The 21,798-nt window shown below is 69.2% G+C and carries 19 protein-coding genes; 9 read left to right on the top strand and 10 right to left on the bottom strand.

Annotated elements, in window-relative coordinates:
* Positions 1-206: 206 nt before the first annotated feature.
* The 5 genes from metH to U5A56_RS21380 all read right to left on the bottom strand — a co-directional run bounded on the left by metH (position 207) and on the right by U5A56_RS21380 (position 7,155).
* Positions 207-2,924 carry a methionine synthase gene (metH, locus tag U5A56_RS21400; protein ID WP_044846193.1) on the bottom strand — a complete coding sequence of 906 codons (2,718 nt, stop codon included), beginning with the start codon at positions 2,922-2,924 and terminating at the stop codon, positions 207-209.
* A gap of 46 nt (positions 2,925-2,970) precedes the next feature.
* Entirely contained in the window at positions 2,971-4,038 is a 1,068-nt protein-coding gene (locus U5A56_RS21395) for a homocysteine S-methyltransferase family protein (protein ID WP_321924421.1), read from the bottom strand.
* Positions 4,039-4,356: 318 nt separating this feature from the next.
* Complete coding sequence (locus U5A56_RS21390) at positions 4,357-4,614, bottom strand: DUF3567 domain-containing protein (protein ID WP_006477667.1); 258 nt, start codon at positions 4,612-4,614, stop codon at positions 4,357-4,359.
* 244 nt (positions 4,615-4,858) lie between these two features.
* The gene (locus U5A56_RS21385) at positions 4,859-6,142 is read right to left on the bottom strand and encodes a DUF3108 domain-containing protein (protein WP_321924419.1); all 1,284 of its coding nucleotides are present in this window, start codon (positions 6,140-6,142) and stop codon (positions 4,859-4,861) included.
* Positions 6,143-6,279: 137 nt separating this feature from the next.
* Positions 6,280-7,155, bottom strand: a complete 876-nt coding sequence (locus U5A56_RS21380; RefSeq protein ID WP_044846196.1) for an IclR family transcriptional regulator — start codon at positions 7,153-7,155, stop codon at positions 6,280-6,282.
* Between the two features lie 127 nt (positions 7,156-7,282).
* Here U5A56_RS21380 and U5A56_RS21375 point away from each other — a divergent pair, with 127 nt between their 5' ends.
* The 6 genes from U5A56_RS21375 (at position 7,283) to rfaE2 (ending at position 13,329) form a co-directional block, all read left to right on the top strand.
* Entirely contained in the window at positions 7,283-8,275 is a 993-nt protein-coding gene (locus U5A56_RS21375) for a fumarylacetoacetate hydrolase family protein (RefSeq protein WP_321924417.1), read from the top strand.
* A 130-nt stretch (positions 8,276-8,405) separates the two neighbouring features.
* A complete protein-coding gene (locus tag U5A56_RS21370; RefSeq protein ID WP_059600022.1) occupies positions 8,406-9,233 on the top strand; it encodes an enoyl-CoA hydratase/isomerase family protein in 828 nt (275 codons plus the stop codon).
* A gap of 79 nt (positions 9,234-9,312) precedes the next feature.
* Positions 9,313-10,065, top strand: coding sequence for a PhaM family polyhydroxyalkanoate granule multifunctional regulatory protein (locus U5A56_RS21365; RefSeq protein ID WP_124520669.1), 753 nt, complete (start codon positions 9,313-9,315; stop codon positions 10,063-10,065).
* 24 nt (positions 10,066-10,089) lie between these two features.
* Entirely contained in the window at positions 10,090-11,316 is a 1,227-nt protein-coding gene (locus U5A56_RS21360; RefSeq protein WP_044846772.1) for a patatin-like phospholipase family protein, read from the top strand.
* 486 nt (positions 11,317-11,802) lie between these two features.
* Positions 11,803-12,681 carry a ferritin gene (locus U5A56_RS21355; protein WP_044846770.1) on the top strand — a complete coding sequence of 293 codons (879 nt, stop codon included), beginning with the start codon at positions 11,803-11,805 and terminating at the stop codon, positions 12,679-12,681.
* 162 nt (positions 12,682-12,843) lie between these two features.
* Positions 12,844-13,329 carry a D-glycero-beta-D-manno-heptose 1-phosphate adenylyltransferase gene (rfaE2, locus tag U5A56_RS21350; RefSeq protein WP_151068638.1) on the top strand — a complete coding sequence of 162 codons (486 nt, stop codon included), beginning with the start codon at positions 12,844-12,846 and terminating at the stop codon, positions 13,327-13,329.
* Between the two features lie 16 nt (positions 13,330-13,345).
* Here the strand turns inward: rfaE2 and U5A56_RS21345 are convergent, their stop codons facing one another.
* From U5A56_RS21345 to U5A56_RS21335, 3 genes are all read right to left on the bottom strand, one after another.
* A complete protein-coding gene (locus U5A56_RS21345) occupies positions 13,346-13,588 on the bottom strand; it encodes a hypothetical protein (protein ID WP_044846779.1) in 243 nt (80 codons plus the stop codon).
* 76 nt (positions 13,589-13,664) lie between these two features.
* Positions 13,665-14,453 carry a type III pantothenate kinase gene (locus U5A56_RS21340; RefSeq protein WP_321924413.1) on the bottom strand — a complete coding sequence of 263 codons (789 nt, stop codon included), beginning with the start codon at positions 14,451-14,453 and terminating at the stop codon, positions 13,665-13,667.
* A complete protein-coding gene (locus U5A56_RS21335) occupies positions 14,450-15,370 on the bottom strand; it encodes a biotin--[acetyl-CoA-carboxylase] ligase (protein WP_044846767.1) in 921 nt (306 codons plus the stop codon). The genes U5A56_RS21340 and U5A56_RS21335 overlap by 4 nt, the downstream gene beginning before the upstream one ends.
* 568 nt (positions 15,371-15,938) lie before the next feature.
* On the opposite strand from U5A56_RS21335, the gene U5A56_RS21330 reads away from it, so the two are divergent.
* The gene (locus U5A56_RS21330) at positions 15,939-16,448 is read left to right on the top strand and encodes a hypothetical protein (RefSeq protein ID WP_321924497.1); all 510 of its coding nucleotides are present in this window, start codon (positions 15,939-15,941) and stop codon (positions 16,446-16,448) included.
* Positions 16,449-16,491: 43 nt separating this feature from the next.
* On the opposite strand, the gene U5A56_RS21325 is transcribed toward U5A56_RS21330, so the two are convergent.
* Complete coding sequence (locus U5A56_RS21325; protein ID WP_321924411.1) at positions 16,492-17,337, bottom strand: tetratricopeptide repeat protein; 846 nt, start codon at positions 17,335-17,337, stop codon at positions 16,492-16,494.
* A 14-nt stretch (positions 17,338-17,351) separates the two neighbouring features.
* A complete protein-coding gene (locus tag U5A56_RS21320; RefSeq protein ID WP_321812611.1) occupies positions 17,352-19,421 on the bottom strand; it encodes a bifunctional 2',3'-cyclic-nucleotide 2'-phosphodiesterase/3'-nucleotidase in 2,070 nt (689 codons plus the stop codon).
* A gap of 319 nt (positions 19,422-19,740) precedes the next feature.
* On the opposite strand from U5A56_RS21320, the gene U5A56_RS21315 reads away from it, so the two are divergent.
* Positions 19,741-20,865, top strand: coding sequence for an MlaE family ABC transporter permease (locus U5A56_RS21315; RefSeq protein WP_044846763.1), 1,125 nt, complete (start codon positions 19,741-19,743; stop codon positions 20,863-20,865).
* Complete coding sequence (locus U5A56_RS21310) at positions 20,862-21,791, top strand: ABC transporter ATP-binding protein (protein WP_124486560.1); 930 nt, start codon at positions 20,862-20,864, stop codon at positions 21,789-21,791. The genes U5A56_RS21315 and U5A56_RS21310 overlap by 4 nt, the downstream gene beginning before the upstream one ends.
* Positions 21,792-21,798: the final 7 nt, after the last annotated feature.

The raw sequence follows: 21,798 nt of genomic DNA, 5'->3' as shown, positions 1-21,798 counted from the left end.
GGATTTCGAAGGTCGGCATGCGGGAGCGATTTTGGGAGAAGGGTGCCGTACCGCCCACGCGCGCGAGCCCCGAGGCTTGGCGTTGTCGCGACTTCGCTTCCGGTTATCGAGATTAGGTATCCTGATGAATCGTATCGTTGTGCGACGCGCCCCTTGATCGGGGCGCGTTGCGATGGAAGCCGCGGATGGCGCCGCGGTCGATGCGGTTAAAGCTGCGGCGCGAGCGCGCGGCGCGCGTCGTCGAGCGACAGCTGCATCCGCTGCGCGTAGTCGTCGAGCTGATCCTGCCCGATTTTGCCGACCGAGAAGTAGCGGCTGTCCGGATGCGCGAGGTAGAAGCCCGACACGCTCGCCGCCGGCAGCATCGCCAGCGAATCCGTCACGCTCATGCCGATTTCGTCCGCGTGCAGCGCGGCGAACATGTCGCGTTTCACGAGGTGGTCGGGGCAGGCCGGGTAGCCGGGCGCCGGGCGGATGCCCGCGTACTTTTCGGCGATCAGCGCGTCGTTGTCGAGCGTCTCGCCGCTCGCGTAGCCCCACAGCTCGCGGCGCACCCGCGCGTGCATCGCTTCGGCGAACGCTTCCGCGAAGCGGTCGGCGAGCGCCTTCAGCATGATCGCGCTGTAGTCGTCGTGGTCGGCTTCGAACTGCTTTTCCTTCACGTCGACGCCGAGGCCGGCCGTCACCGCGAACATGCCGATGTAGTCGGCGACGCCCGATTCCTTCGGCGCGATGAAGTCGGCAAGCGAGCGGTTCGGGCGCATCACGCCGTCGACCACCGGACGCACGCTCTGCTGGCGCAGGTTGCGCCACGTCATCAGCACTTCCGAGCGCGATTCGTCGGTGTAGATCTCGATGTCGTCGTCGTTGACCGTGTTCGCCGGCAGCAGCGAGATCACGCCGTTCGCGGTCAGCCAGCGGCCCTGGATCAGGCGCGCAAGCATCGACTTCGCGTCGGAGAACACGCGCCGCGCCGATTCGCCGACGATCTCGTCGTTCAGGATCGCCGGGTACGGGCCCGCGAGATCCCAGGTCTGGAAGAACGGGCCCCAGTCGATGTAGTTCGCGAGCTCGTTCAGGTCGTAATTCCTGAACACGCGGCGGCCGATGAACTTCGGCTTCACGGGCTGGTAGCCCGCCCAGTCGATCTTCGTCTTGTTCGCGCGCGCCTGCTCGAGCGTGACCATCGGCTGCGCCTTGCGGTTTGCGTGCTGGTCGCGGATTCGTTCGTAATCGGACTTCAGTTCGTCGAGGTACTTCGCCGCGCCTTCGTCCGACAGCAGGTTCGACGCGACCGACACCGAGCGCGACGCGTCCGGCACGTAGACGACCGGGCCTTCGTAGTGCGGCGCGATCTTCACGGCCGTGTGCACGCGCGAGGTCGTCGCGCCGCCGATCAGCAGCGGGATCTTCTTCACGCGGAAGTAGTCGTCGCGCTGCATTTCGGACGCGACGTACGCCATTTCCTCGAGGCTCGGCGTGATGAGGCCCGACAGCCCGATGATGTCCGCGCCCTCGACCTTCGCCTTCGCGAGGATCTCGTTGCACGGGACCATCACGCCCATGTTGACCACTTCGAAGTTGTTGCACTGGAGCACGACCGACACGATGTTCTTGCCGATGTCGTGCACGTCGCCCTTCACGGTCGCGATGACGATCTTGCCTTTGGCGCGCACGTCGCCGCCCGCTTCCGCGAGCAGCCGCTTTTCTTCCTCGATGAACGGGATCAGGTGCGCGACGGCCTGCTTCATCACGCGCGCCGACTTCACGACCTGCGGCAGGAACATCTTGCCCTGGCCGAACAGGTCGCCGACGATGTTCATCCCGTCCATCAGCGGGCCTTCGATCACGTTGATCGGACGGCCGCCGGCTGCGGCGATCTTCGCGCGGACTTCCTCGGTATCCTCGACGATGAAGTTCGTGATGCCGTGCACGAGCGCATGCGAAAGCCGCTTCTCGACCGGCTGGTTGCGCCACTCGAGGTTCTCTTCCTTCTTCGCGCCGCCCGCCTTGAACTTGTCGGCGATCTCGAGCAGGCGGTCGGTCGAATCGTCGCGGCGGTTCAGGATCACGTCCTCGACGCGCTCGCGCAGCTCCGGGTCGAGATCGGCGTACACGCCGAGCTGGCCTGCGTTCACGATACCCATGTCCATGCCCGCCTGGATCGCGTGATACAGGAACACGGTGTGGATCGCCTCGCGCACCGGGTCGTTGCCGCGGAACGAGAACGACACGTTCGACACGCCGCCGCTCACCTTCGCGTACGGCAGGTTCTGCTTGATCCAGCGGGTCGCCTCGATGAAGTCGACCGCGTAGTTGTTGTGCTCCTCGATGCCGGTCGCGACCGCGAAGATGTTCGGATCGAAGATGATGTCTTCCGGCGGGAAGCCGACTTCGTTCACGAGGAAGTCGTACGAGCGCTTGCAGATCTCGGTCTTGCGTGCGTAGGTATCGGCCTGGCCCGTCTCGTCGAATGCCATCACGACCGCGGCCGCGCCGTAGCGGCGGATCAGGTTCGCGTGGCGGCGGAACGCGTCCTCGCCTTCCTTCAGCGAGATCGAGTTCACGATCGCCTTGCCCTGCACGCACTTGAGGCCGGCTTCGATGACTTCCCACTTCGACGAGTCGATCATGATCGGCACGCGCGCGATGTCCGGCTCGGACGCGATCAGGTTCAGGAAGCGCACCATCGCCGCCTTCGAATCGAGCATCGCCTCGTCCATGTTGATGTCGATCACCTGCGCGCCGTTCTCGACCTGCTGGCGCGCGACCGCGAGCGCCTCGTCGAACTGGCCGTTGAGGATCATCCGCGCGAATGCCTTCGAGCCGGTGACGTTGGTGCGTTCACCGACGTTGATGAAGAGCGTTCCGGACGTGACGTTGAACGGCTCGAGGCCGGCAAGGCGCATCATGTGATCGGTCATGGCGGTGCGAATTCGTATGAGGTAGGGCGGGCGTTGATGCGGTCGGTCAGGCGGCGTCGCTGTACTGGCTCGGCCAGCGGCGCGGTTTCACGTCGGCGAGCGCCTTCGCGATCTCGGCGATGTGCTCGGGCGTCGTGCCGCAGCAGCCGCCGGCGAGGTTCACGAGCCCGGCCTGCGCGAATTCCTTCAGGAGGCCCGACGTGACGTCCGGCGTCTCGTCGAAGCCGGTGTCGCTCATCGGGTTCGGCAGGCCCGCGTTCGGGTAGCACGACACGTAGGTGTCGCACAGCTTCGCGAGCTCGGCGATGTACGGGCGCATCAGCGCCGCGCCGAGCGCGCAGTTCAGGCCGAACGTGAGCGGCTTCGCGTGGCGCAGCGAATTCCAGAACGCCTCGACCGTCTGGCCCGACAGGATGCGGCCCGATGCGTCGGTCACGGTGCCCGAGATCATGATCGGCAGGCGCTCGCCGGTGTCCTCGAACAGTTCGTCGAGCGCGAAGAGGGCGGCCTTCGCGTTCAGCGTGTCGAAGATCGTCTCGACGAGGAACAGGTCGACGCCGCCGTCGAGCAGCGCCTTCGCCTGCTGGTAATACGCGTCGCGCAGCTCGTCGAACGTGACGTTGCGCGCGCCCGGGTCGTTGACGTCCGGCGAGATGCTCGCCGTCTTCGGCGTCGGCCCGATCGCGCCCGCGACGAAGCGCGGTTTGTCGGGCGTCGCGTAGCGGGCCGCCGATTCGCGCGCGAGCCGCGCCGATTCGACGTTCATCTCGACGACGAGATCTTCCATCCCGTAGTCGGCCTGCGCGACCGTCGTCGCGCCGAAGGTGTTGGTTTCGACGATGTCCGCGCCGGCCGCGAAGTACTGGTCGTGGATCTCGCGGATGATCTGCGGCTGCGTGAGCGACAGCAGTTCGTTGTTGCCCTTGATGTCGCGCGGGAAATCCTTGAAGCGCTCGCCGCGATACGCGGCCTCGTCGAGCTTGTAGCGCTGGATCATCGTGCCCATCGCGCCGTCGAGGATCAGGATGCGCGATTTCAGCAGCGCGGGCAGTGCGGCGCCACGCGTGTAGGGCGCGTCGAGCGGGGCGGAAGCGGCGAGAGGAGTCGCAGACATGGGCGAGAGACCGGCGAAGACGGGAAAACCGTCATTGTAGCCGGTGCGCCGGGGCGCCGCCCGGCCTCGCGCGGCGCGCAGCCGGCCGGCGCGGCATGCGGGTGGCGCGCACGGTCGTGGTGCAGGCAACGGTGCGGGCCCGATGCCTGCGTGCGCGCGGTCTGCGCGCAATGAACGCGCGTACCTGTGTGCGAGGCGCGCACCGGTGGCACCAAACGAAAACCCCCGCCCGGCGAACCGGACGGGGGCTTGGATCGGAGTGCTCGCGGCGCCGCTTAGTGCGGCGAATGGCCCGGCGATGCGCCGGGCCGCGGGTCGTCAGTGCAGGACGACGGGCATCATCATCAGGCTGTCGAACTGTCCGAGGAATTCGTCCACTTCGTCGAGCGACGGTTCATCCTCGATCAGCTGTTTCACGTGCGCGCGGAATCGTTCGGCGAGCTCGCCGTCGATGAAGATCTCGCGCTGGGCGTTCTTGTCGACGATTTCGTATCCGCCGGCATTCATCAGATGGTGGCCGGCCTGCGGCGCAAATTCGACGACGCAGTAGTTGGGGCTGTTGTAGATCATTTGCATGGCGGCACTCCTCTTCGCAGTGGCATCTGGCCTTGTTGTCCCGTAGGTGGGGCGGGCTGTGCCGGTTTCAAGGGGCTTGCGCTGCACACCCCGTTCTCCCGTTTGCGTGGGGTGTATCGGTTAGAAACCAATGTCTATCAAACGTTTCTTATTGTGATCCGGTGGACTGAAATAGTTGTTAAAGAGTGTCATCGGCCATTTCGGCAAGTCCTTTAATCGGTCGAAATTGCCGATTGGTCGATCGTCACGGCGCGGCCGGCGCCGAGGCCGGCAGTGCAGACGCTGGCGCGGGCGGTTGCACGGCGGGCGGCGGCGTGGGTTGTGCCGGCTCCGCAGCCGGTGCGCTGGCAGGCGCGTTGGTTGCGCCTTCCTTCGTTGCGCCTTGTGTCGCGCCGGCGGTCGGTGCATCCGGCGGGGCGAGCCGGCCGTGCCACAGCAGCTCGATCTGCGAACCGTTCGGTTCCGATTGTACGAGCCTCGCGGGCAGCCAGTCGAGCGACGGCGCGAGCCACATGTCGATGCGGCGCGTGTCGCCGTCGCGGCGTGGCAGCCGCATGAAATGGCGTGCCCGGATGGTGCCGGCCTGCGTCTGCACGTCCTCGTCGCCGATCACCGTGATCGGCCAGGTCTCGCCGCTGTTGTTGTCGATCACGAAGAACTGTTGCGTGACGCCCGGCTTGTACGCGGCCGGATTGCCGCGCACGAGCCCCGACAGCTGCATCAGCATGCTGAAGCGATCCTGCACGCCGTCGGGCAGCGACGCGTTGTTCGGCGTGCGCGTGAAGACCACCTGGCGGATCTCGCGGTTGAAGATCGCGATGTCCTCGGGCCGCTTGCCGCGCTTCTCGACATAGCGGTCGGGCGCGACGCCGAATGCGTCGATGCGGCCTTCGCTGCGGTAGGAGAACGGGCCGACGAACGGCACGGGCATCGACACCGACAGATCGTAGGTGCGCCCGTCGGTGCGCCAGTGGATCGTGCCGATCATGTTCTGCATCCCGTTGTAGAACGTGTCGTACTGCAGGTCGCCGGGCGGCGGCGCCGCGAACTTCACGCCGCTCGTCGCGGGGCCCGGCGTCGCGGCACTGGCGCCACTGGCGGCATCACCGGACGATGCCGCGTGCGCGCCGGATGCGCCTGTCGTGCCGCTCGCGGCGGAGGCGGCGGCCGGCGGCGGCTCGCCGTGCTCGGCCGTCTGCGTCGACGTGAGGACCGGCTCGGGCGACGGCGCGGCCTTCGGTGCAGGCTTCGGCGTGGCGGGAGCCGGTTTCGCCGGCGCCTGCTCGGCCGGATGTTCTATCGGATGTTCGGCCGGCTTGGGCGCAGGCTGGCGCTCGATCGGTTGCGGCTTCAGCAATTCGATCTGCACCGGTATCGCGGCGGGCGCGGGCGGCGTGAACGCGTCGCGGCTGCGCGTCAGCCACAAGGCCGCGAGCGCGTGCAGCACCAGCACGACCACGAGCGCGATGCCCACGCGCAGCCAGCGGCGGGGCGGGGCGTGACGAGGACGGGTGTCGGCAGGCGGCATCGGCGAAACGGTACAGGGTTGGGGCGGTCGCGGCGCGCAGCGCGCGTCACAGCCGTCGGACCGCCGGATGCGCCGCGCGTTCGCGGTACATCGCGCGGGTGTCGCACGTGTGTAGCGCGCCCGGCGTGTCAGGCGTGTCAGGCGTCGCGCGCGTCCGGACTATAGCCGAGTTCGTAAGACAGTTTCTGCGCGCAGGCACGCAGCGCGGTGTCGATTTCGCCGCCCCACGCGATGTCGAACATGCCTTCCTGGCCGAGCGCGACGATCGCGAGCGCGAGTTCGCCGACCGCGTCGAACACCGGCATGCAGAACGCATGGATCGTCGGCAGCAGCATCCCTTCGACGCGCGCGGCCTGATGCGCACGCACGTCGGCGAGCACCGCCTCGACCTCGTCGAGCGTGCGCGGGCCGCCGTGATGCGGCGAGCGGCGCGTGTCGGCGAGCTCGCGTTCGAGCATCGCCGCGGTCTTGCTGCGCGGCAGGTACGCGGCGAACAGCAGGCCCGTCGCGGAGCCGAGCAGCGGCATCACGTCGCCGAGCTTCAGCGACGCCTTCGCGGGATGGCTCGATTCCATCCAGTGCACGATCGTCGGCCCCTGGTTGCCCCACACCGCGATGCCGACCGTCTGGTCGACGCGGTCGCGCAGTTCGGTCAGCGCGATCCGCGCGAGCTTCACGCCGTCGACGCGCGCGAGCCGCGCGAGCCCCATCTGCAGCGCGAAGCCGCCGAGCTCGTAGCGGCCCGACACGGGATCCTGCGACACGACGCCGAGCCGCGAGAAGCTGACCAGGTAGCGGTGCGCCTTCGCCGGGCTCATGCCCGCGCGCTGCGCGAGGTCGCGCAGCATCATCGCGCGCGGCTCGCTCGTCAGCACATCGAGCAGGCGGAAGCCGACCTCGATCGACTGGATGCCGGAACGGAGCTTCTCGCCGCCTTCACCGTGCTCGCCGGCGCCGGTGTCGTCGGTGTCGGAATCGGCGGGATCGTCGTCGGGAAGCGGGCTGGCAGGCATGGGCAACGGGGGCGCGACAAGGCGGCAAGGGTCGGGATGAAAACGGCGTGCACGATCGTGGCGCGCCGCACGGATTCACCATCGTAAAATAGATTCCCTCCATCGTCACTAAAACGGCAGATACCCCATGAAACTTGCATCGCTGAAGGACGGCACGCGCGACGGCCAGCTGATCGTCGTGTCGCGCGACCTGCACACCGCGGCGATCGCCGATGCGATCGCACCGACGCTGCAGCGCGTCCTCGACGACTGGGCGTTCTACGCGCCGCAACTGCGCGACCTTTACGACGCGCTGAACCACGGCCGCGCACGCAACGCGTTCGCGTTCGATCCGGCGAACTGCATGGCGCCGCTGCCGCGCGCGTTCCAGTGGGCCGACGGCTCCGCGTACGTGAACCACGTCGAGCTCGTGCGTCGCGCGCGCGGCGCCGAGATGCCGCCGGAGTTCTGGACCGATCCGCTGATGTACCAGGGCGGCAGCGACGATTTCCTCGGCGCGCGCGACGACATCGTGTGTCCGTCCGAGGAATGGGGCATCGACTTCGAGGCCGAAGTCGCGGTGATCACCGGCGACGTGCCGATGAGCGCGTCGCCGGACGACGCGCTGAAGGCCGTGCGGCTCGTCACGCTCGTGAACGACGTGTCGCTGCGCAACCTGATTCCGGCCGAACTCGCGAAGGGCTTCGGCTTCTTCCAGAGCAAGCCGGCCACCGCGTTCGCACCGGTCGCGGTGACGCTCGACGAGCTCGGCGACGAATGGCGCGAAGGCCGCGTGCACCGGCCGATGGTCGTCCACTGGAACGGCAGGAAGGTCGGCCAGCCCGACGCGGGCACCGACATGGTGTTCCACTTCGGCCAGTTGATCGCGCACGCGGCGAAGACGCGTAACCTGCGTGCCGGCTCGATCGTCGGCTCGGGCACGGTGTCGAACAAGGACGCGAAGCGCGGCTACTGCTGCATCGCCGAGAAGCGCTGCCTCGAGACGATCGAGCACGGCGCGCCGCAGACCGGATTCATGCGCTACGGCGACACCGTGCGCATCGAGATGTTCGACGCGGCCGGCAAGTCGATCTTCGGCGCGATCGAGCAGGCGGTCGCGCCGCCCGACGGCGCGGCCTGACGCAGACGCGCCAGTCGATGCGAAACCCGGCCCCGGCCCGCGCGCCGGGTTTCGCCTGATGTTTGCCCGCGCGGGCTTGGCTACACTCGATTCAGGCGCTTCAGGCGTCTCGAGAACCCGGGAGCTGCGCATGGCCGATCTCGCCGCATACGGCGGTTACGAAGCACTGAAGGTGACACGCCGCGATCACGGCGTGCTCGACATCGTGATGAGCGGCGAGGGCGCGAACCGCAGCGGCCTCGCGACTGCGAACGAGCGCATGCATCGCGAGCTCGCCGACATCTGGCGCGACGTCGACCGCGATCCCGACACGCGCGTCGCGGTGATCCGCGGCGAGGGCAAGGGCTTTTCGGCGGGCGGCGATCTCGCGCTCGTCGAGGCGATGGCGAACGACTTCGACGTGCGCGCGCGCGTGTGGCGCGAGGCGCGCGACCTCGTCTACAACGTGATCAACTGCAGCAAGCCGATCGTGTCCGCGATGCACGGCCCGGCCGTCGGCGCGGGGCTCGTCGCCGGGCTGCTCGCCGACATCTCGATCGCCGCGAAGGACGCGCGCATCATCGACGGCCATACGCGGCTCGGCGTCGCGGCCGGCGATCACGCGGCGATCGTGTGGCCGCTGTTGTGCGGGATGGCGAAGGCGAAGTACTACCTGCTGCTGTGCGAACCGGTGAGCGGCGAGGAGGCCGAGCGGATCGGCCTCGTGTCGCTCGCGGTCGAGCCGGCCGACCTGCTGCCGAAGGCGTACGAAGTCGCGGAGCGGCTCGCGCACGGATCGCAGTCGGCGATCCGCTGGACCAAGTACGCGCTGAACAACTGGCTGCGCAGCGCCGGGCCGACGTTCGATACGTCGCTCGCGCTCGAATTCATGGGCTTCTCCGGGCCCGACGTGCAGGAAGGCATCCGCTCGCTGCGCGAGCGGCGCCCGCCCGACTTCCCCGGCGACGCACCGTTCTGACGCGCGTTATGATCGAACCAAAGGCGGCCGCTCGATCCGTGCCGGCCGCTTCGCTCCCCCAGTCAACCAGGACGCCCGTATGACGACCGATGCCCCCGGCTCCAATCCTTTCGCCGGCTTTGCCGGTTTCAAGCCTGCCGACATGCTCGACCGGATGTGGGACATGATGCGGATGACGCCGTTCGGCGGGATGGCGTCGTTTCCCGGCACCGCGTCGGGGCTGCCGCCTTCGCTGTCGAGCATGTCCGACATGATGGCGCCGCTCACGAGCGTCGAGGAACTCGACAAGCGGATCACCGATCTGCGTGCGGTCGAGCAATGGCTCAAGCTCAATCTCGGGATGCTGCAGTCCGCGATCCAGGCACTCGAGGTGCAGCGCGCGACGCTCGCGACGCTGCGCGCGTTCGGCGCGTTCGCGCAAAGCTCGATGTCGGCGGCCGAGGAGGCCGCGGTTGCGGCCGCGCAAGCGGCGTCCGCGCCGCGCGCCGACGCGCAGCAAGCGCCGGACGCCGCCGCCGCGGACGCGCCGCCGGCTGGCGACACCGCGCAACAGGCGTTCGATCCGGCCGGCTGGTGGAATCTGCTGCAGGCGCAGTTCAACCAGCTCGCGAGCCTCGCGATGACGCAGCCGGGGGCGCAGCCCGCGGCACCGGACGACGCTGCACCGCCCGAGCAGGCCGCACCGGCCGCGCGGACGGCACAGCCCGCGCCGGCCGCGGCCGCCGCGCCGCGCAAGCCGGCCGCGAAGCGCGCGAAGCCGGCCGATTCGGCCGCGGCGCGCGCGGCAGCCGCTTCGTCGCCCGAAACGCGTCCGCCGAAGCGCTCGACGTGATGCGAACCGGATAGCAGGTCGATCATGCGGCTCGCGCTCGTGCTGATGGGAGGCGGCGCACGCGCCGCCTATCAGGTCGGCGTGCTGAAGGCGCTGGCCGAAATCGCGCGCGAGGCCGATCCGAACCGGCAGACGGTGCCGTTCACGGTGGTCTGCGGGTCATCGGCCGGCGCGATCAATGCGACGTCGATCGCAAGCCATGCTGACGACTTTTCGCACGGCGTGCGGCGCCTGCTCGAATTCTGGGAGCCGCTGCGCGCGGACTACGTGTATCGCACCGACTGGCTCGGCATCGCGGCGGCGGGCGCACGCTGGCTCGCGACGATGACCTTCGGCTGGGCGGCGCGCCGCTCGCCGCGCGGGCTGCTCGACAACGCGCCGCTCGCGCACCTGCTGCAGCGCGAGCTGAGCTTCCACCGGATCGAGCAGATGCTCGAGGCCCGCCTGCTGCATGCGCTGTCGGTGACGGCGCTCAGCTATTCGAGCGGCCGGCACCTGACCTTCTACCAGGCCGCCGAACCGATCCAGGCATGGCGGCGCGCGCAGCGCACCGCGCGGCTCGTCGATCTGTCGGCGTCGCACCTGCTCGCGTCGTCGGCCATTCCGTTCGTGTTCCCGGCCGTGCCGCTCGTGCTCGACGGCCAGATCGAATACTTCGGCGACGGGTCGATCCGGCAGGTCGCGCCGCTGTCGCCGGCGATCCACTTCGGCGCGGACCGGATCGTCGTCGTCGGCGCGGCCGATCCGCGGCCCGAAATTCCCGCCGCGAACGGCTCGGGGCTGGTGCGCGGTTACCCGACGCCCGCGCAGATCGGCCAGCAGGTGCTCGCGAGCGTGTTTCTCGACTCGATCGGCTCGGACATCGAGCGGATCGAGCACATCAACCGGATGATCGAGCATTTGCCGCACCAGGTCGAAGTCGACAGTGGCTGGCGGCACGTCGACGTGCTCGCGATCGCGCCGTCCGAGCGCATCGAATTGATCGCCGCGAAACACCTGAAGCAGATGCCGGCGACGATGCGCGGGCTGCTCGGCGCGATCGGCGGCAGCCAGCCGGCCGGCGCGTCGTTCGCGAGCTACCTGTTGTTCGAGGAGGCGTTCACGCGCGAGCTGATCGAACTCGGCTACCGCGACGGGCGCGCGCAGCGCGACACGCTGGCGGACTGGATCGCCCGGGCCGACGGCGGCAGTGCGCCGGCGGCCGGCACGCCGCCCGAAGGCGGTCTCGCGACAGGCGAAATACGGGTCTGACCGACAGGCCCGGGCAGGCCCGAAAGCGACCCAGCTTACATTTCGGTTGCGTTTTCGCGACGGGGCCTGCGACCGATCGCCGCACCGCCGTTGGCGGCCCGCGACCGGTTCCGCGTCTCGGAACCGTCATGTGTGCGTGCTATCATGGCCGCCGCCGTATACACCATATCGAGCAGCCCGCCGGTCCGGCGGTCGCACGGGAACCCGTCCGGGGACCGCGTGGCGCCGGGCGGGCTCGCCACCGAGCCGGCCTGCGCCGGCCCCCACATCAGGCACGCGCGGTCGGTTCCGTTCGAGCGGAGCGGGGTCGCGGCGTGCTTCAAGGCGGCTACGCGGCCGCCCGGCTGCCGAACGCGGAATCTGCGTCCGGGGGCTGGATTCACGCGTAAAATTAGAGTCTTGGCTGCAAAAAGCGCGTTCGCGCGCCCGCGCGGCAACAGTCACGTTTAGAGAAGTCGCATTGCGCAGAACAGGGGTGGGACCATCATGAACACCATGCTTTATCCGGAACTTTACAGGTCGCTCGAAGCTGTCCGCTGGGACATGGAGAAGGACATTCCGTGGGACAAGTTCGACGCTTCGCTGCTCACCGACGAGCAGGCGAAGACGATCAAGATGAACGCGATCACCGAATGGTCGGCGCTGCCCGCGACGGAAATGTTCCTGCGCGACAACCAGCACGACAGCGACTTTTCCGCGTTCATGAGCGTGTGGTTCTTCGAGGAGCAGAAGCATTCGCTCGTGCTGATGGAATACCTGCGCCGCTTCCGGCCGGAAATGGTGCCGACCGAAGAGGAACTGCACGCGGTGCGCTTCGCGTTCGACCCGGCGCCGCCGCTCGAGACGCTGATGCTGCACTTCTGCGGCGAGATCCGCCTGAACCACTGGTATCGCTGCGCGGCCGACTGGCACACCGAACCGGTCATCAAGCACATCTACGAAACGATCTCGCGCGATGAAGCGCGCCACGGCGGCGCTTACCTGCGCTACATGAAGAAGGCGCTGAACAACTGCGGCGACGTCGCGCGCGCGGCGTTCGCGAAGATCGGCGTGCTGATGGCGTCGGCGCGCCGCACCGAGAAGCCGCTGCACCCGACCAACCTGCACGTGAACCAGGCGCTGTTCCCGCGCGACACCGTGCAGTCGCGCCTGCCCGATCCGGAATGGCTCGAGCGCTGGCTCGACGAGCAGATCCGGTTCGACGGCGAGTGGGAAAAGAAGGTCGTCGAGCGGATCCTGCACAACCTGTCGATCCTGTTCGAGCGAACCTTCGCGACCGCGCAGGAACTGAACCGCTATCGCAAGGAAGTCACCGGCCGCCTGCAGTCCGAAAGCGGCCCGTCGTCGGCCGCGCAACCGGCCTGAGGCCGCGCGGCGTCGCAGCCGGCGTGAAGCGCCGCCGGCCGCGCTCGCCGCCCCGTATTCCCGCATGAAGCCCGCCCGGCGATCCGGCGGGCTTTTTATCTGGCGCCGCCGTGTTCCGTCGCGACGTGCACCGCGCGCCGCTCACGCCATCCGAAATCCATCATGCCCGCTACCTTCGAACGCAAGCTGATCACCCGTGACGCCCTGGTTGCGCTGCGCGCTTCGCTGCCTTCGCCCGTCGTGTTCACGAACGGCGTGTTCGACATCCTGCACCGTGGCCACGTCACCTATCTCGCCGATGCGAAGGCGCTCGGCGCATGCCTGATCGTCGGCGTGAACAGCGATGCGTCGGTGCGCATGCTCGGCAAGGGCGACGACCGGCCGATCAACCGCGAGGAAGACCGCATGGCGCTGCTCGCGGCGCTGGAAAGCGTCGACTGGGTCGTGAAGTTCGAGGAGAAGACGCCGGTATCGCTGATCGAGGCCGTCCGTCCGGACATTCTCGTGAAGGGCGGCGACTACGACATGGACGCGCTGCCGGAATCGGCGATCGTGCGCGGCTGGGGCGGGCGGGCGCTCGCGATTCCGTTCGAGCACGACCGCTCGACCACCGCGCTGCTGAAGAAGGTGCGCGCGCAGCAGTCCTGATGCGGGTGCCGCGCCGTCAGGGCGCGGATGCCGCGAACGGCTCGGCCGGGACGGCCGGCGCGCCGATCGGGCCGCCGATCACCGGCTGATCGGCCGCCTGCGCGAGCGGCATCGCATGCAGCGCCTCGGGCCGCACCTGCCGGGACAGCACGCCCGGTTCGCGCGGACCGGCCGCCGGCAGCGGCCCGAACACGCCGCGCACGGCGACGAACGCGAGCAGGTTCGCGAGAAAGAGAACAGCGATCAGCCAGCGCAGCATCGTCGACACTCCTCGTCGTTGTTCAGTCGTTCAGTCGTTCGGTCGTTCAGTCGGCGCGATGCCGGCCGGTTTGACGTCAATCCTGCGCCGCCGCTTCCGCGGCGATCAGCGCAAGCCCGGACAGGATCAGCGCGTCGTGCCGCGTATGCGGCAGCGTCAGCGCACGCGCGACGTCGTCGGCCGCACCGCCTGCCAGCACGAGCCGCACGGGGGCTTGCCACGCATCGGCGAGATCGCGCCACGCGCGTTCGATCAGCCCCGCCTGCGCGTACAGGCAGCCGGCCGACAGCGAGCGCGGCGTATCGACCTGGAACGGCTCGGCCTGCGCGCCCGCGAGCAGCCCGCTCGCGAAGTCGGTGGTCAGCGTCGGCAATTGCGCGGTGTGCGTGCCGAGCGCGCGCATCATCAGCGCCCAGCCCGGCGCGATCAGCCCGCCGGTGAAACGACCGTCCGCACGCAGCGCTTCGAGCGTCGTCGCCGTGCCGAACGTCGCGATCAGCAGATGCTCGCCCGGAAACGCCGCATGCGCGCCGATCAAACCGGCCCAGCGATCGCTGCCGAGCTGTTCGGGCGTCGTATAGCCGTTCGTCACGCCGCATTGCGCGGGGCGCGAGCGGATCGTCGTGCGCGGCAGGCCGGGCCAACGGGCGTCGAGCAGCGCGTCGAGCCGGGCGGCCACGTCGGCACCCGCGACGTTCGAGATCCATGCGCCGCGGGGACGCGGCACGGCCGACCAGTCGGGGTCGGCGCCGCCGTCGCGCGTATGGCCGAACGCGCCGGTGTCGACGAGCGTGCGCTGCGCGTCGGCGAGCGCCCACTTGATCCGGCTGTTGCCGGCGTCGATCAGCAGATGCGGTTCGTTCATTGCGCTTCGCGCAGCGATACGTCGCCGGCCGCGATCGCCCGCACGCCATCGGGCGTGTCGAGCAGCAGCTGGCCGGTCGCGTCGATGCCGGTCGCGATGCCGCGCACGCGTTCGACACCCTGTTCGAGCAGCACGACTTCGCGCCCCGCGTATGCGTGCAGCGCGTGCCAGCGCGGCAGGAACGGCGCGAGCCCGTCGGTGCCGAACTGCGCGAGGGCGGGGGTGAGCGCGTTCAGCGCGGCGGCGAGCGTATCCGTGAGGTTGGCCGATGCGCACGCCGCCGACAGCGCGGCCGGCGGCAGCCCGCTCGCGAGCGTCGCTTCGCGCGCGCGCAGCGCGTCGACCTGCGCGGCGACGGCTTCCGCGCCGCGCACGTTGATGCCGAAGCCGATCACGACGGCGGTCGCGTCGGCGGTGGTCCAGACGGTTTCGATCAGGATCCCGGCGAGCTTGCCGACGATGCGCGGCGTGCCGTCGTCGGTGACCGTCAGCAGCAGGTCGTTCGGCCATTTGAGCGCGACGCGCGTGCGGGCGTCGAGCGGCAGCGCGGCGAGCCCTTCCGCGAGCGCGACGCCGATCGCGATGCTGAGGCCGCCGAGCGCGTCCACGGGGCGCGGCACGATGCAGCCGACCGAGCACAGCAGCGCGTTGCCGGGCTGCGCGAACCACGGGCGGCCTTGCCGGCCGCGGCCGGCCGTCTGCTCGAACGCGACGCGCACGAGCGGCGCGGGCAGCGCGTTCGCGGCGCGCGGCAGCGCCTTGAGGCGCGTCGCGACGTCGGCGTTGGTCGAGCCGGTGGCGGCAACGATGTCGAGCGGCCACGCGCGCGGCGCGGCATCCAGGTGCGCCTCGAGCCGGTTGCGCGCGATGTGCGCGTCGCCGGAATCGGGCGTGTCGGAGGAGGTGGGGGCGTTCATGGTGGCTATTGTAGCGACAGGGGCGGAACGGGCGCTTGGAAGCACCGGCAGCAATATCGACGGTGATGGCCGCGCATCCGGCGCGGCTACCTGTTTTTCAGGCTCGGCTTGCACGGATGCGCGAATGCTCGCGGTCGGTGTCCTGCTGGACCGCGGGCCTGTTGCCGCTTGCGCCTGCCGAACCCGGCACGGTCGCGTACCGCCGCCGGCCGGCATCTTGAATTTGGAGACCGGCACGACTACGTTCGAAGTATCCGCTCTGGCGGCGCGTTCGACGGCGTTGCCGGCAGTAACGCAGACGAATCGGCGCGCGCCGGCGCGTCCTCGTCGTTGCCGCATCGACGGAAATGGCGATGAACCCGCTTCATTCGGGTTCGAGCCCGTCCAGCCTGTTCGAGCGCCTTCACCGCAAGACGCGCCGGATCGCCGATGCCGCCGGGCTCCCGACGACGTGTGCCTGTCGCCGGCTGATGGACTCGCTCGAGTCGGCATGGTCGGCGGTGCGAGCGGGTACGTCGCATAGGCACCGGCGCTGATGCGGCGGCCGACCGTTTTCAAGGAGGTGGCCATGCAACTCCACATGCATTCGCACCATTACGTGCGCCGCATTCCGGTGTGGCGAGCCGCCGTGATCGGCGGGTGCGTGGCTGGCGCGGTTTTCCTCGTCGTCCAGGTCGTCGCGGCGGCAATCATCGGACACGACGCGTGGGCGCCGCTGCGCATGATCGCGGCCATCTACTTCGGCGATGACGCGCTCGCGCCGTCGGCCACGGTCGAAGTGGGGACGCTGCTGGCCGCGCTGGGCGTGCACTTCGCGTTGTCGATCGTATTTGCGCTGGTCCTGGCCGTGATCATTGCGTGTTTCAGCCTGGATTCGAGCATCGGGATGGCCAGCGTGGCGGGGGCCGTATTCGGCGTGCTGCTGTACTTGGTCAACTACTACGGCATGACACAGTTGTTCCCGTGGTTCGCCGACGCGCGAGGCTGGGTGAGCGCGCTCGATCACATCGTCTTCGGACTGGTCGTGTCCGACTCGTACATGCGTCTGGAACGACCCGCGCGGAGCGGCGCCGCCTGACGCCGGATGCCGCGATGGCACCCGGCCAGGCGGCTCGCGCGCATCACGGCGCGATGACCGGGTGCTTCAGCGCATGCGCGGTTTCGATCCACTGCGCGTGGAATTCGTCCGCGTCGGGCTTGAGCCCCAGCTCGCCGTTGCGATACGCCATCGCGAGCGTCTGCACGGCTTCCGGCAGTTCGTGTTCCGCCGCCCGGCGATACAGCGCGAGCGCGCGCGCTTCGTCGCGCGGCACGCCGCTGCCTTCGCGGTACGCGTTCGCGAGCATGAAGTCCGCGGCCGGAAGGTCCGCGCGCGACGCGAACTCGAACCAGTGCGCAGCCTGCACCGGATCGGCCGCGATCCCGTAGCCGCTGCGATAGATCAGCCCGAGGTAATACGCGGCGGCCGGATCGCCCTGTCCGGCCGCTGCGCCGAGCAGCGCGCGGGCGCGTGCGTAATCCTTCGGGATGTCGCCGCTGCCGAGCAGCAGAGCCTTGCCGAGTGCCAGCTTCGCACGCCGCGCGGCCGGCGTGTCGGCACGGCCGTCCGCCTGCGCGGCGGTTTCGAGCCAGCCGCGTCCCTCGTCGCGCAGCCCCGGCTCGCGCGCATCGACGAGCGCGATGCCGAGCGCCGCCTGCGCGTCGCCCGACCCGCGGCGCGCGAGGGCGCGCAACTGCGCGAGCGCGTGCGGCTCGACGGCCTGCGCGACCATCGCCTGCCATTCGTCGAGCTGCGCGGCGCTCGGCGCGGGGCCGGCGGCGCGCCAGCCGGTCGCGGCGACCACGGCCGCGACGGTCACGGCCGCCGCCGCGAGCAACGCGGCCGGCGGGAGTTTCGCGCGCAGCACGCGCCGCGCGGCGGCGGTGAAGCCGGCCTCGGCCGGCCGCATCGTCCGGATCGGTTGCATCGCGGGTCTCGTGGTCATTGCGTGAGGTCGATCTCGTAGATGGCGAGGTTCTTGCCCGAGCCGTCGTCGGCCGCGACCTGCGTGAGGCCGCTCAGGCCGGCAGCCGCCGCGTCGCCGAGCCGGTTCGGCGCGGACGTGAACCGCACGTGCGCGACCGAGCTCGCGAGCTTCGTGAAGCGCCAGCTGCGCTGCGCGCCGTCGGCCGCGCGCGTGATCGCGCCGCGTTTCTTGATGAACGCGATCAGCACGTCGCGGTTCGCGTCGGGCGACGCGAAGATCGTCTTGCTGCCGTCGAGGCCCGGGAAGTTGCCGCCGCCGCTCGCGCGGTAGTTGTTGGTCGCGACGATGAACTGCGCGTTCGGGTCGATCGGCGCGCCCTTGTACGTCAGGTTCCTGATCCGGCTGCCGACCGGCTGCGTGACGTCGATCTCGTACGCGAGATCGGCGGACGTGAACATGTCGAAGTTGTAGCCGGGGAAGCTGCTGACGAGCGGCTGCACGGTCGCCTGGGTCGGGTCGATCGTGTTGAAGCGTTTCGCGGCCGTCTCGAGCCAGTTCTTCACGTCGCTGCCGCTCACCTTCACCGCGTACACGGTGTTCGGATACAGGTACAGGTCGGCCGCGTTGTTGATCGCGAGCGCGCCGGGCGCGACGTCGGTGTAGTCGCTGCCGCCGCCGAAGCCGCTCTTGAACGGCGCGCTGACCGACAGCACCGGCAGCGACGCGTATTGCGGCAGGTTCGCCTGCACGTAGGTCTTCACGTAGTCGGCCTGCGCCTCGTTGACGATCTGGATCGCGCCCGGATCGCCGACGTCGGCGAAGTACGAGTTCATCCGGTAGTCGGTCGAGCCGATCGGCGTCTTCACGTAGTCGATCGTCGCCTGGTGCTCGGCGGCGATCGCGGCGGACACCGACGGATCGGCGGCGACGTAGCTCTTGTCCGCGTTCTGGATCGGCCGCGCCTCGACGGTCGTCTGCGACTTGTCGACGCTCCAAGTCTTGCCGTCGAACTTAAGACCGAGCTTGATCACGCCGAGATGCTTGCCCCAGTAGTTGGCCATCACGGTCGGCACGCCGTTGACGGTGCCCTTCGCCTTGTCGACGCCCGGCAGGTTGAACTGCGCCACGGTGCTGTTCGCGTCCGGGAACACCTGGTGCGAGTGGCCGATCAGCATCGCGTCGATGCCGGGCACCTTCGACAGCCACCAGCTGCCGTTCTCCATCGTCGGCGAGTACGCGGTGTTGTCGAGGCCGCCGTGCGAGATCGCGACGACGAGGTCGGCGCCCTTCGCGCGCATCTCCGGAATGTACTTCTCGGCCGCTTCCTTCAGGCCGGTCGTGTAGACCTTGCCGTCGAGCCAGCGCTTGTCCCAGCTCATGATCGCGGGCGGCGTGAAGCCGATGATGCCGATCTTCACCGGCGCGCTGACGGTCTTGCCGTCGGGCGTGACGGCCGTCACCGTGCGGGTGAGGATCGTGTACGGCGTGAACAGCGGCGCGTTGGTCCTCGCGCTGATCACGTTCGCGAGCACCTGCGGGAAGTTCGGGCCCGCGCACTTCTTCTGCTGTGCGGGGGCCGGCAGCCCGTCGACGTCGAACGTGTTGCCGGTCACCTGCGACAGGTACGGCAGCCCGTAGTTGAACTCATGGTTGCCGATCCCGCCGCCGTCGAACTTCGCGGCGTTCATCACCTTGTAGATCGCGAGCGTCTGGTCGCAGCCGATCGGGTTCACGAGCGCCTGGTAGTCCGACAGCGCGGTGCCCTGGATCGTGTCGCCGTTGTCGAGCAGCAGCGTGTTCGGGTACTGCGCGCGCGCCTGCGCGATCAGCGTCGACACGCGCTCGAAGCCGAGCGACTTGTCGGCGGCGAGCTTGAAATAGTCGTACGACAGCACGTTGGTGTGCAGGTCGGTCGTTTCGAGCAGCGCGAGCGTCGTGGTCGTGCCGGCGGGCGCCTGGGCCTGCGTCTGCGATGACGGCGGAGCGGTGACGTCGTCGCCGCCGCAACCGGCGAGGGCGAAGGCGAGGCTGGCGAGCGCGGCGGCGGCGGTCGCGCGGCGGCGGGAAAGCGGGGGGAGACGCATCGATTGTCCTGTTCGGTGTTCTGTTCTATGAATCGCGAGGCGCGCCGCGAGATGGCGGCGCGGGCGCCGACGGCCTGACGTGCGGCGCGTGAGAGTATCGAAAGGAAACGTGACGGAAGAATGAAAGGTCGCGCGCCCGGCATGCCGGTCCGGCGGCGAACGGTGCGCCGTGGCGGGCCGGGCACCCGCAACAGGATGCCCGCGGCCCGACGCGCTGGCCACGCGCTCCCGGCCGCGCGCCCCGACGGCAATCCTCACGTCGCGGCGCCGGGCGGTTCGCTACAATGGCCGCTGTCATCCTTTTGCAAACAATCCGCCCTTGGACTTCGAGACTCCTCCCGGCCTGTCGGTCGACGCCGGCGGCCAGGGTCAGACGGTGCGCCTGTACGGCCAATGGACCGCCCTCGCGCTTGCGCGCAACCGCGGCGCGGTCGCGCGCCGCATCGCGGGCATCGCGTCCGGGCGCGTGAACGAATGGGATCTGTCCGGCATCGAGCGACTCGACCACGTCGGCGGCCAGGCGCTGTGGCGCGTGTGGGGCCGCAAGCTGCCGGCCGGCGTCGAGCTGTCCGCCACGCAGCGCACGATCTTCGAGCGGATCGAACGCCTCGACAGCCAGCGCGAGGCGCCCGAGCGCGTCGTGCGGTTCGATCCCGTCACGCGCCTCGGCCAGGCGATCTTCGCGTTCGCCGAACACCTGCAGGGCGGCATCGCGATGTTCGGCCTCGTGATCCTCGATGCGCTGTCGGTGCTGCGCCGCCCGCAGACGATGCCGTGGAAGGAAACCTCGGCGAACATCTACAGCGCCGGCGCGCAGGCGCTGCCGATCACCGCGCTGGTCGCGTTCCTGATCGGCATCGTGCTGAGCTACCTGTCCGCGCAGCAGCTGCAGATGTTCGGCGCGAACCGCTACATCGTGAACATCCTCGGGCTGTCGGTGATCCGCGAGCTGGGGCCCGTGCTGTCGGCGATCCTCGTCGCGGGCCGCTCGGGGTCGGCGATCACCGCGCAGATCGGCGTGATGCGCGTGACCGAGGAACTCGACGCGATGCGCGTGATGGGCATCCCGCACGGGCTGCGGCTGATCCTGCCGCGCGTGCTCGCGCTCGGCGTCGCGATGCCGCTGCTCGTGATGTGGACCAACATCATCGCGCTCACCGGCGGCGCGCTCGCCGCGAAGCTGGTGCTCGGCATCGACGTCAACTATTTCGTGCGCTCGCTGCCGGGCGTCGTGCCGATCGCGAACCTGTACATCGGCATCGGCAAGGGCGTCGTGTTCGGCATGCTGATCGCGCTGGTCGCCTGTCATTTCGGTTTCCGGATCAAGGCGAACTCGCAGAGCCTCGGCGAAGGGACGACGACCTCGGTCGTCTCGTCGATCACGGTCGTGATCCTCGCCGACGCGGTGTTCGCGATCCTGTTCCAGAACGTGGGGCTCGGATGAACGCGTCGAACGAACCGGCGGCCGGTGCCGCCAGCGCGCATGCCGCGGCAATCGGCGCAGGCTCGGTCGGCACGCCGCCGGGCGCCGCCGTGCCCGGCGACGACCTCGTGATCGAGGTGCGCAACCTGACGAAGCGCTACGGGCGCAACATCATTCACCAGAAGCTCGATTTCGACGTGCGGCGCGGCGAGATCGTGGCGATCGTCGGCGGCTCGGGCTCGGGCAAGACGACGCTGGTGCGGCAGATCCTCGGCCTCGAGCGGCCGACGTCGGGCACGATCAAGGTGTTCGGCGAGGACACGTCGAAGATCGACGACGCGACCGCGCGGATGATGCGCACGCGCTCGGGGATGCTGTTCCAGCAGGGCGCGCTGTTCTCGTCGATGACGGTGTTCGACAACGTCGCGCAGCCGTTGCGCGAGCTCGGCCGCGTGCCGCCCGACCTGCTGCACGACATCGTGATGCTGAAGCTCGAGATGGTCGGGCTGCCGTGCAAGCACGCGTCGAAGATGCCGGCCGCGCTGTCGGGCGGGATGGTGAAGCGGGTCGGCATCGCGCGCGCGATCGCGCTCGAGCCGGAGCTGCTGTTCCTCGACGAGCCGACCGCCGGCCTCGACCCGCAGGCGTCCGACGAATTCGTCGAGCTGATCGCGACGCTGCACCGCACGCTCGGGCTGACGGTCGTGATGGTGACGCACGATCTCGACACGATGGTCGCGCTGTCGACGCGCGTCGCGGTGCTGGCCGACCGCAAGGTGCTGGTCGCGGCCCCCGTCGAGGAGGCCGCGAACGTCGACCATCCGTTCATCCACGAATATTTCCTGGGGCTGCGCGGGCGCCGCGCACTGCAGGCGCTGCCGCCCGAGCGGCGCGCGAAGCTGCCGAAGGCGGCCCTCGAACCGGCGCCGTCGAGCGTCGATCTGTAAGCAAGGC

Origin of the sequence: Burkholderia sp. BCC1998 (assembly GCF_905339875.1) — a bacterium.
Lineage (GTDB): Bacteria > Pseudomonadota > Gammaproteobacteria > Burkholderiales > Burkholderiaceae > Burkholderia.
This window is presented reverse-complemented; position numbering and strand designations above follow the sequence as displayed.

Bases quoted from the DNA above. Each gene is read 5' to 3' on its own strand.
- metH (WP_044846193.1), bottom strand. From the start codon at position 2,924: ATGACCGATCACATGATGCGCCTTGCCGGCCTCGAGCCGTTCAACGTC.
- U5A56_RS21395 (WP_321924421.1), bottom strand. From the start codon at position 4,038: ATGTCTGCGACTCCTCTCGCCGCTTCCGCCCCGCTCGACGCGCCCTAC.
- U5A56_RS21390 (WP_006477667.1), bottom strand. From the start codon at position 4,614: ATGCAAATGATCTACAACAGCCCCAACTACTGCGTCGTCGAATTTGCG.
- U5A56_RS21385 (WP_321924419.1), bottom strand. From the start codon at position 6,142: ATGCCGCCTGCCGACACCCGTCCTCGTCACGCCCCGCCCCGCCGCTGG.
- U5A56_RS21380 (WP_044846196.1), bottom strand. From the start codon at position 7,155: ATGCCTGCCAGCCCGCTTCCCGACGACGATCCCGCCGATTCCGACACC.
- U5A56_RS21375 (WP_321924417.1), top strand. From the start codon at position 7,283: ATGAAACTTGCATCGCTGAAGGACGGCACGCGCGACGGCCAGCTGATC.
- U5A56_RS21370 (WP_059600022.1), top strand. From the start codon at position 8,406: ATGGCCGATCTCGCCGCATACGGCGGTTACGAAGCACTGAAGGTGACA.
- U5A56_RS21365 (WP_124520669.1), top strand. From the start codon at position 9,313: ATGACGACCGATGCCCCCGGCTCCAATCCTTTCGCCGGCTTTGCCGGT.
- U5A56_RS21360 (WP_044846772.1), top strand. From the start codon at position 10,090: ATGCGGCTCGCGCTCGTGCTGATGGGAGGCGGCGCACGCGCCGCCTAT.
- U5A56_RS21355 (WP_044846770.1), top strand. From the start codon at position 11,803: ATGAACACCATGCTTTATCCGGAACTTTACAGGTCGCTCGAAGCTGTC.
- rfaE2 (WP_151068638.1), top strand. From the start codon at position 12,844: ATGCCCGCTACCTTCGAACGCAAGCTGATCACCCGTGACGCCCTGGTT.
- U5A56_RS21345 (WP_044846779.1), bottom strand. From the start codon at position 13,588: ATGCTGCGCTGGCTGATCGCTGTTCTCTTTCTCGCGAACCTGCTCGCG.
- U5A56_RS21340 (WP_321924413.1), bottom strand. From the start codon at position 14,453: ATGAACGAACCGCATCTGCTGATCGACGCCGGCAACAGCCGGATCAAG.
- U5A56_RS21335 (WP_044846767.1), bottom strand. From the start codon at position 15,370: ATGAACGCCCCCACCTCCTCCGACACGCCCGATTCCGGCGACGCGCAC.
- U5A56_RS21330 (WP_321924497.1), top strand. From the start codon at position 15,939: ATGCAACTCCACATGCATTCGCACCATTACGTGCGCCGCATTCCGGTG.
- U5A56_RS21325 (WP_321924411.1), bottom strand. From the start codon at position 17,337: ATGCAACCGATCCGGACGATGCGGCCGGCCGAGGCCGGCTTCACCGCC.
- U5A56_RS21320 (WP_321812611.1), bottom strand. From the start codon at position 19,421: ATGCGTCTCCCCCCGCTTTCCCGCCGCCGCGCGACCGCCGCCGCCGCG.
- U5A56_RS21310 (WP_124486560.1), top strand. From the start codon at position 20,862: ATGAACGCGTCGAACGAACCGGCGGCCGGTGCCGCCAGCGCGCATGCC.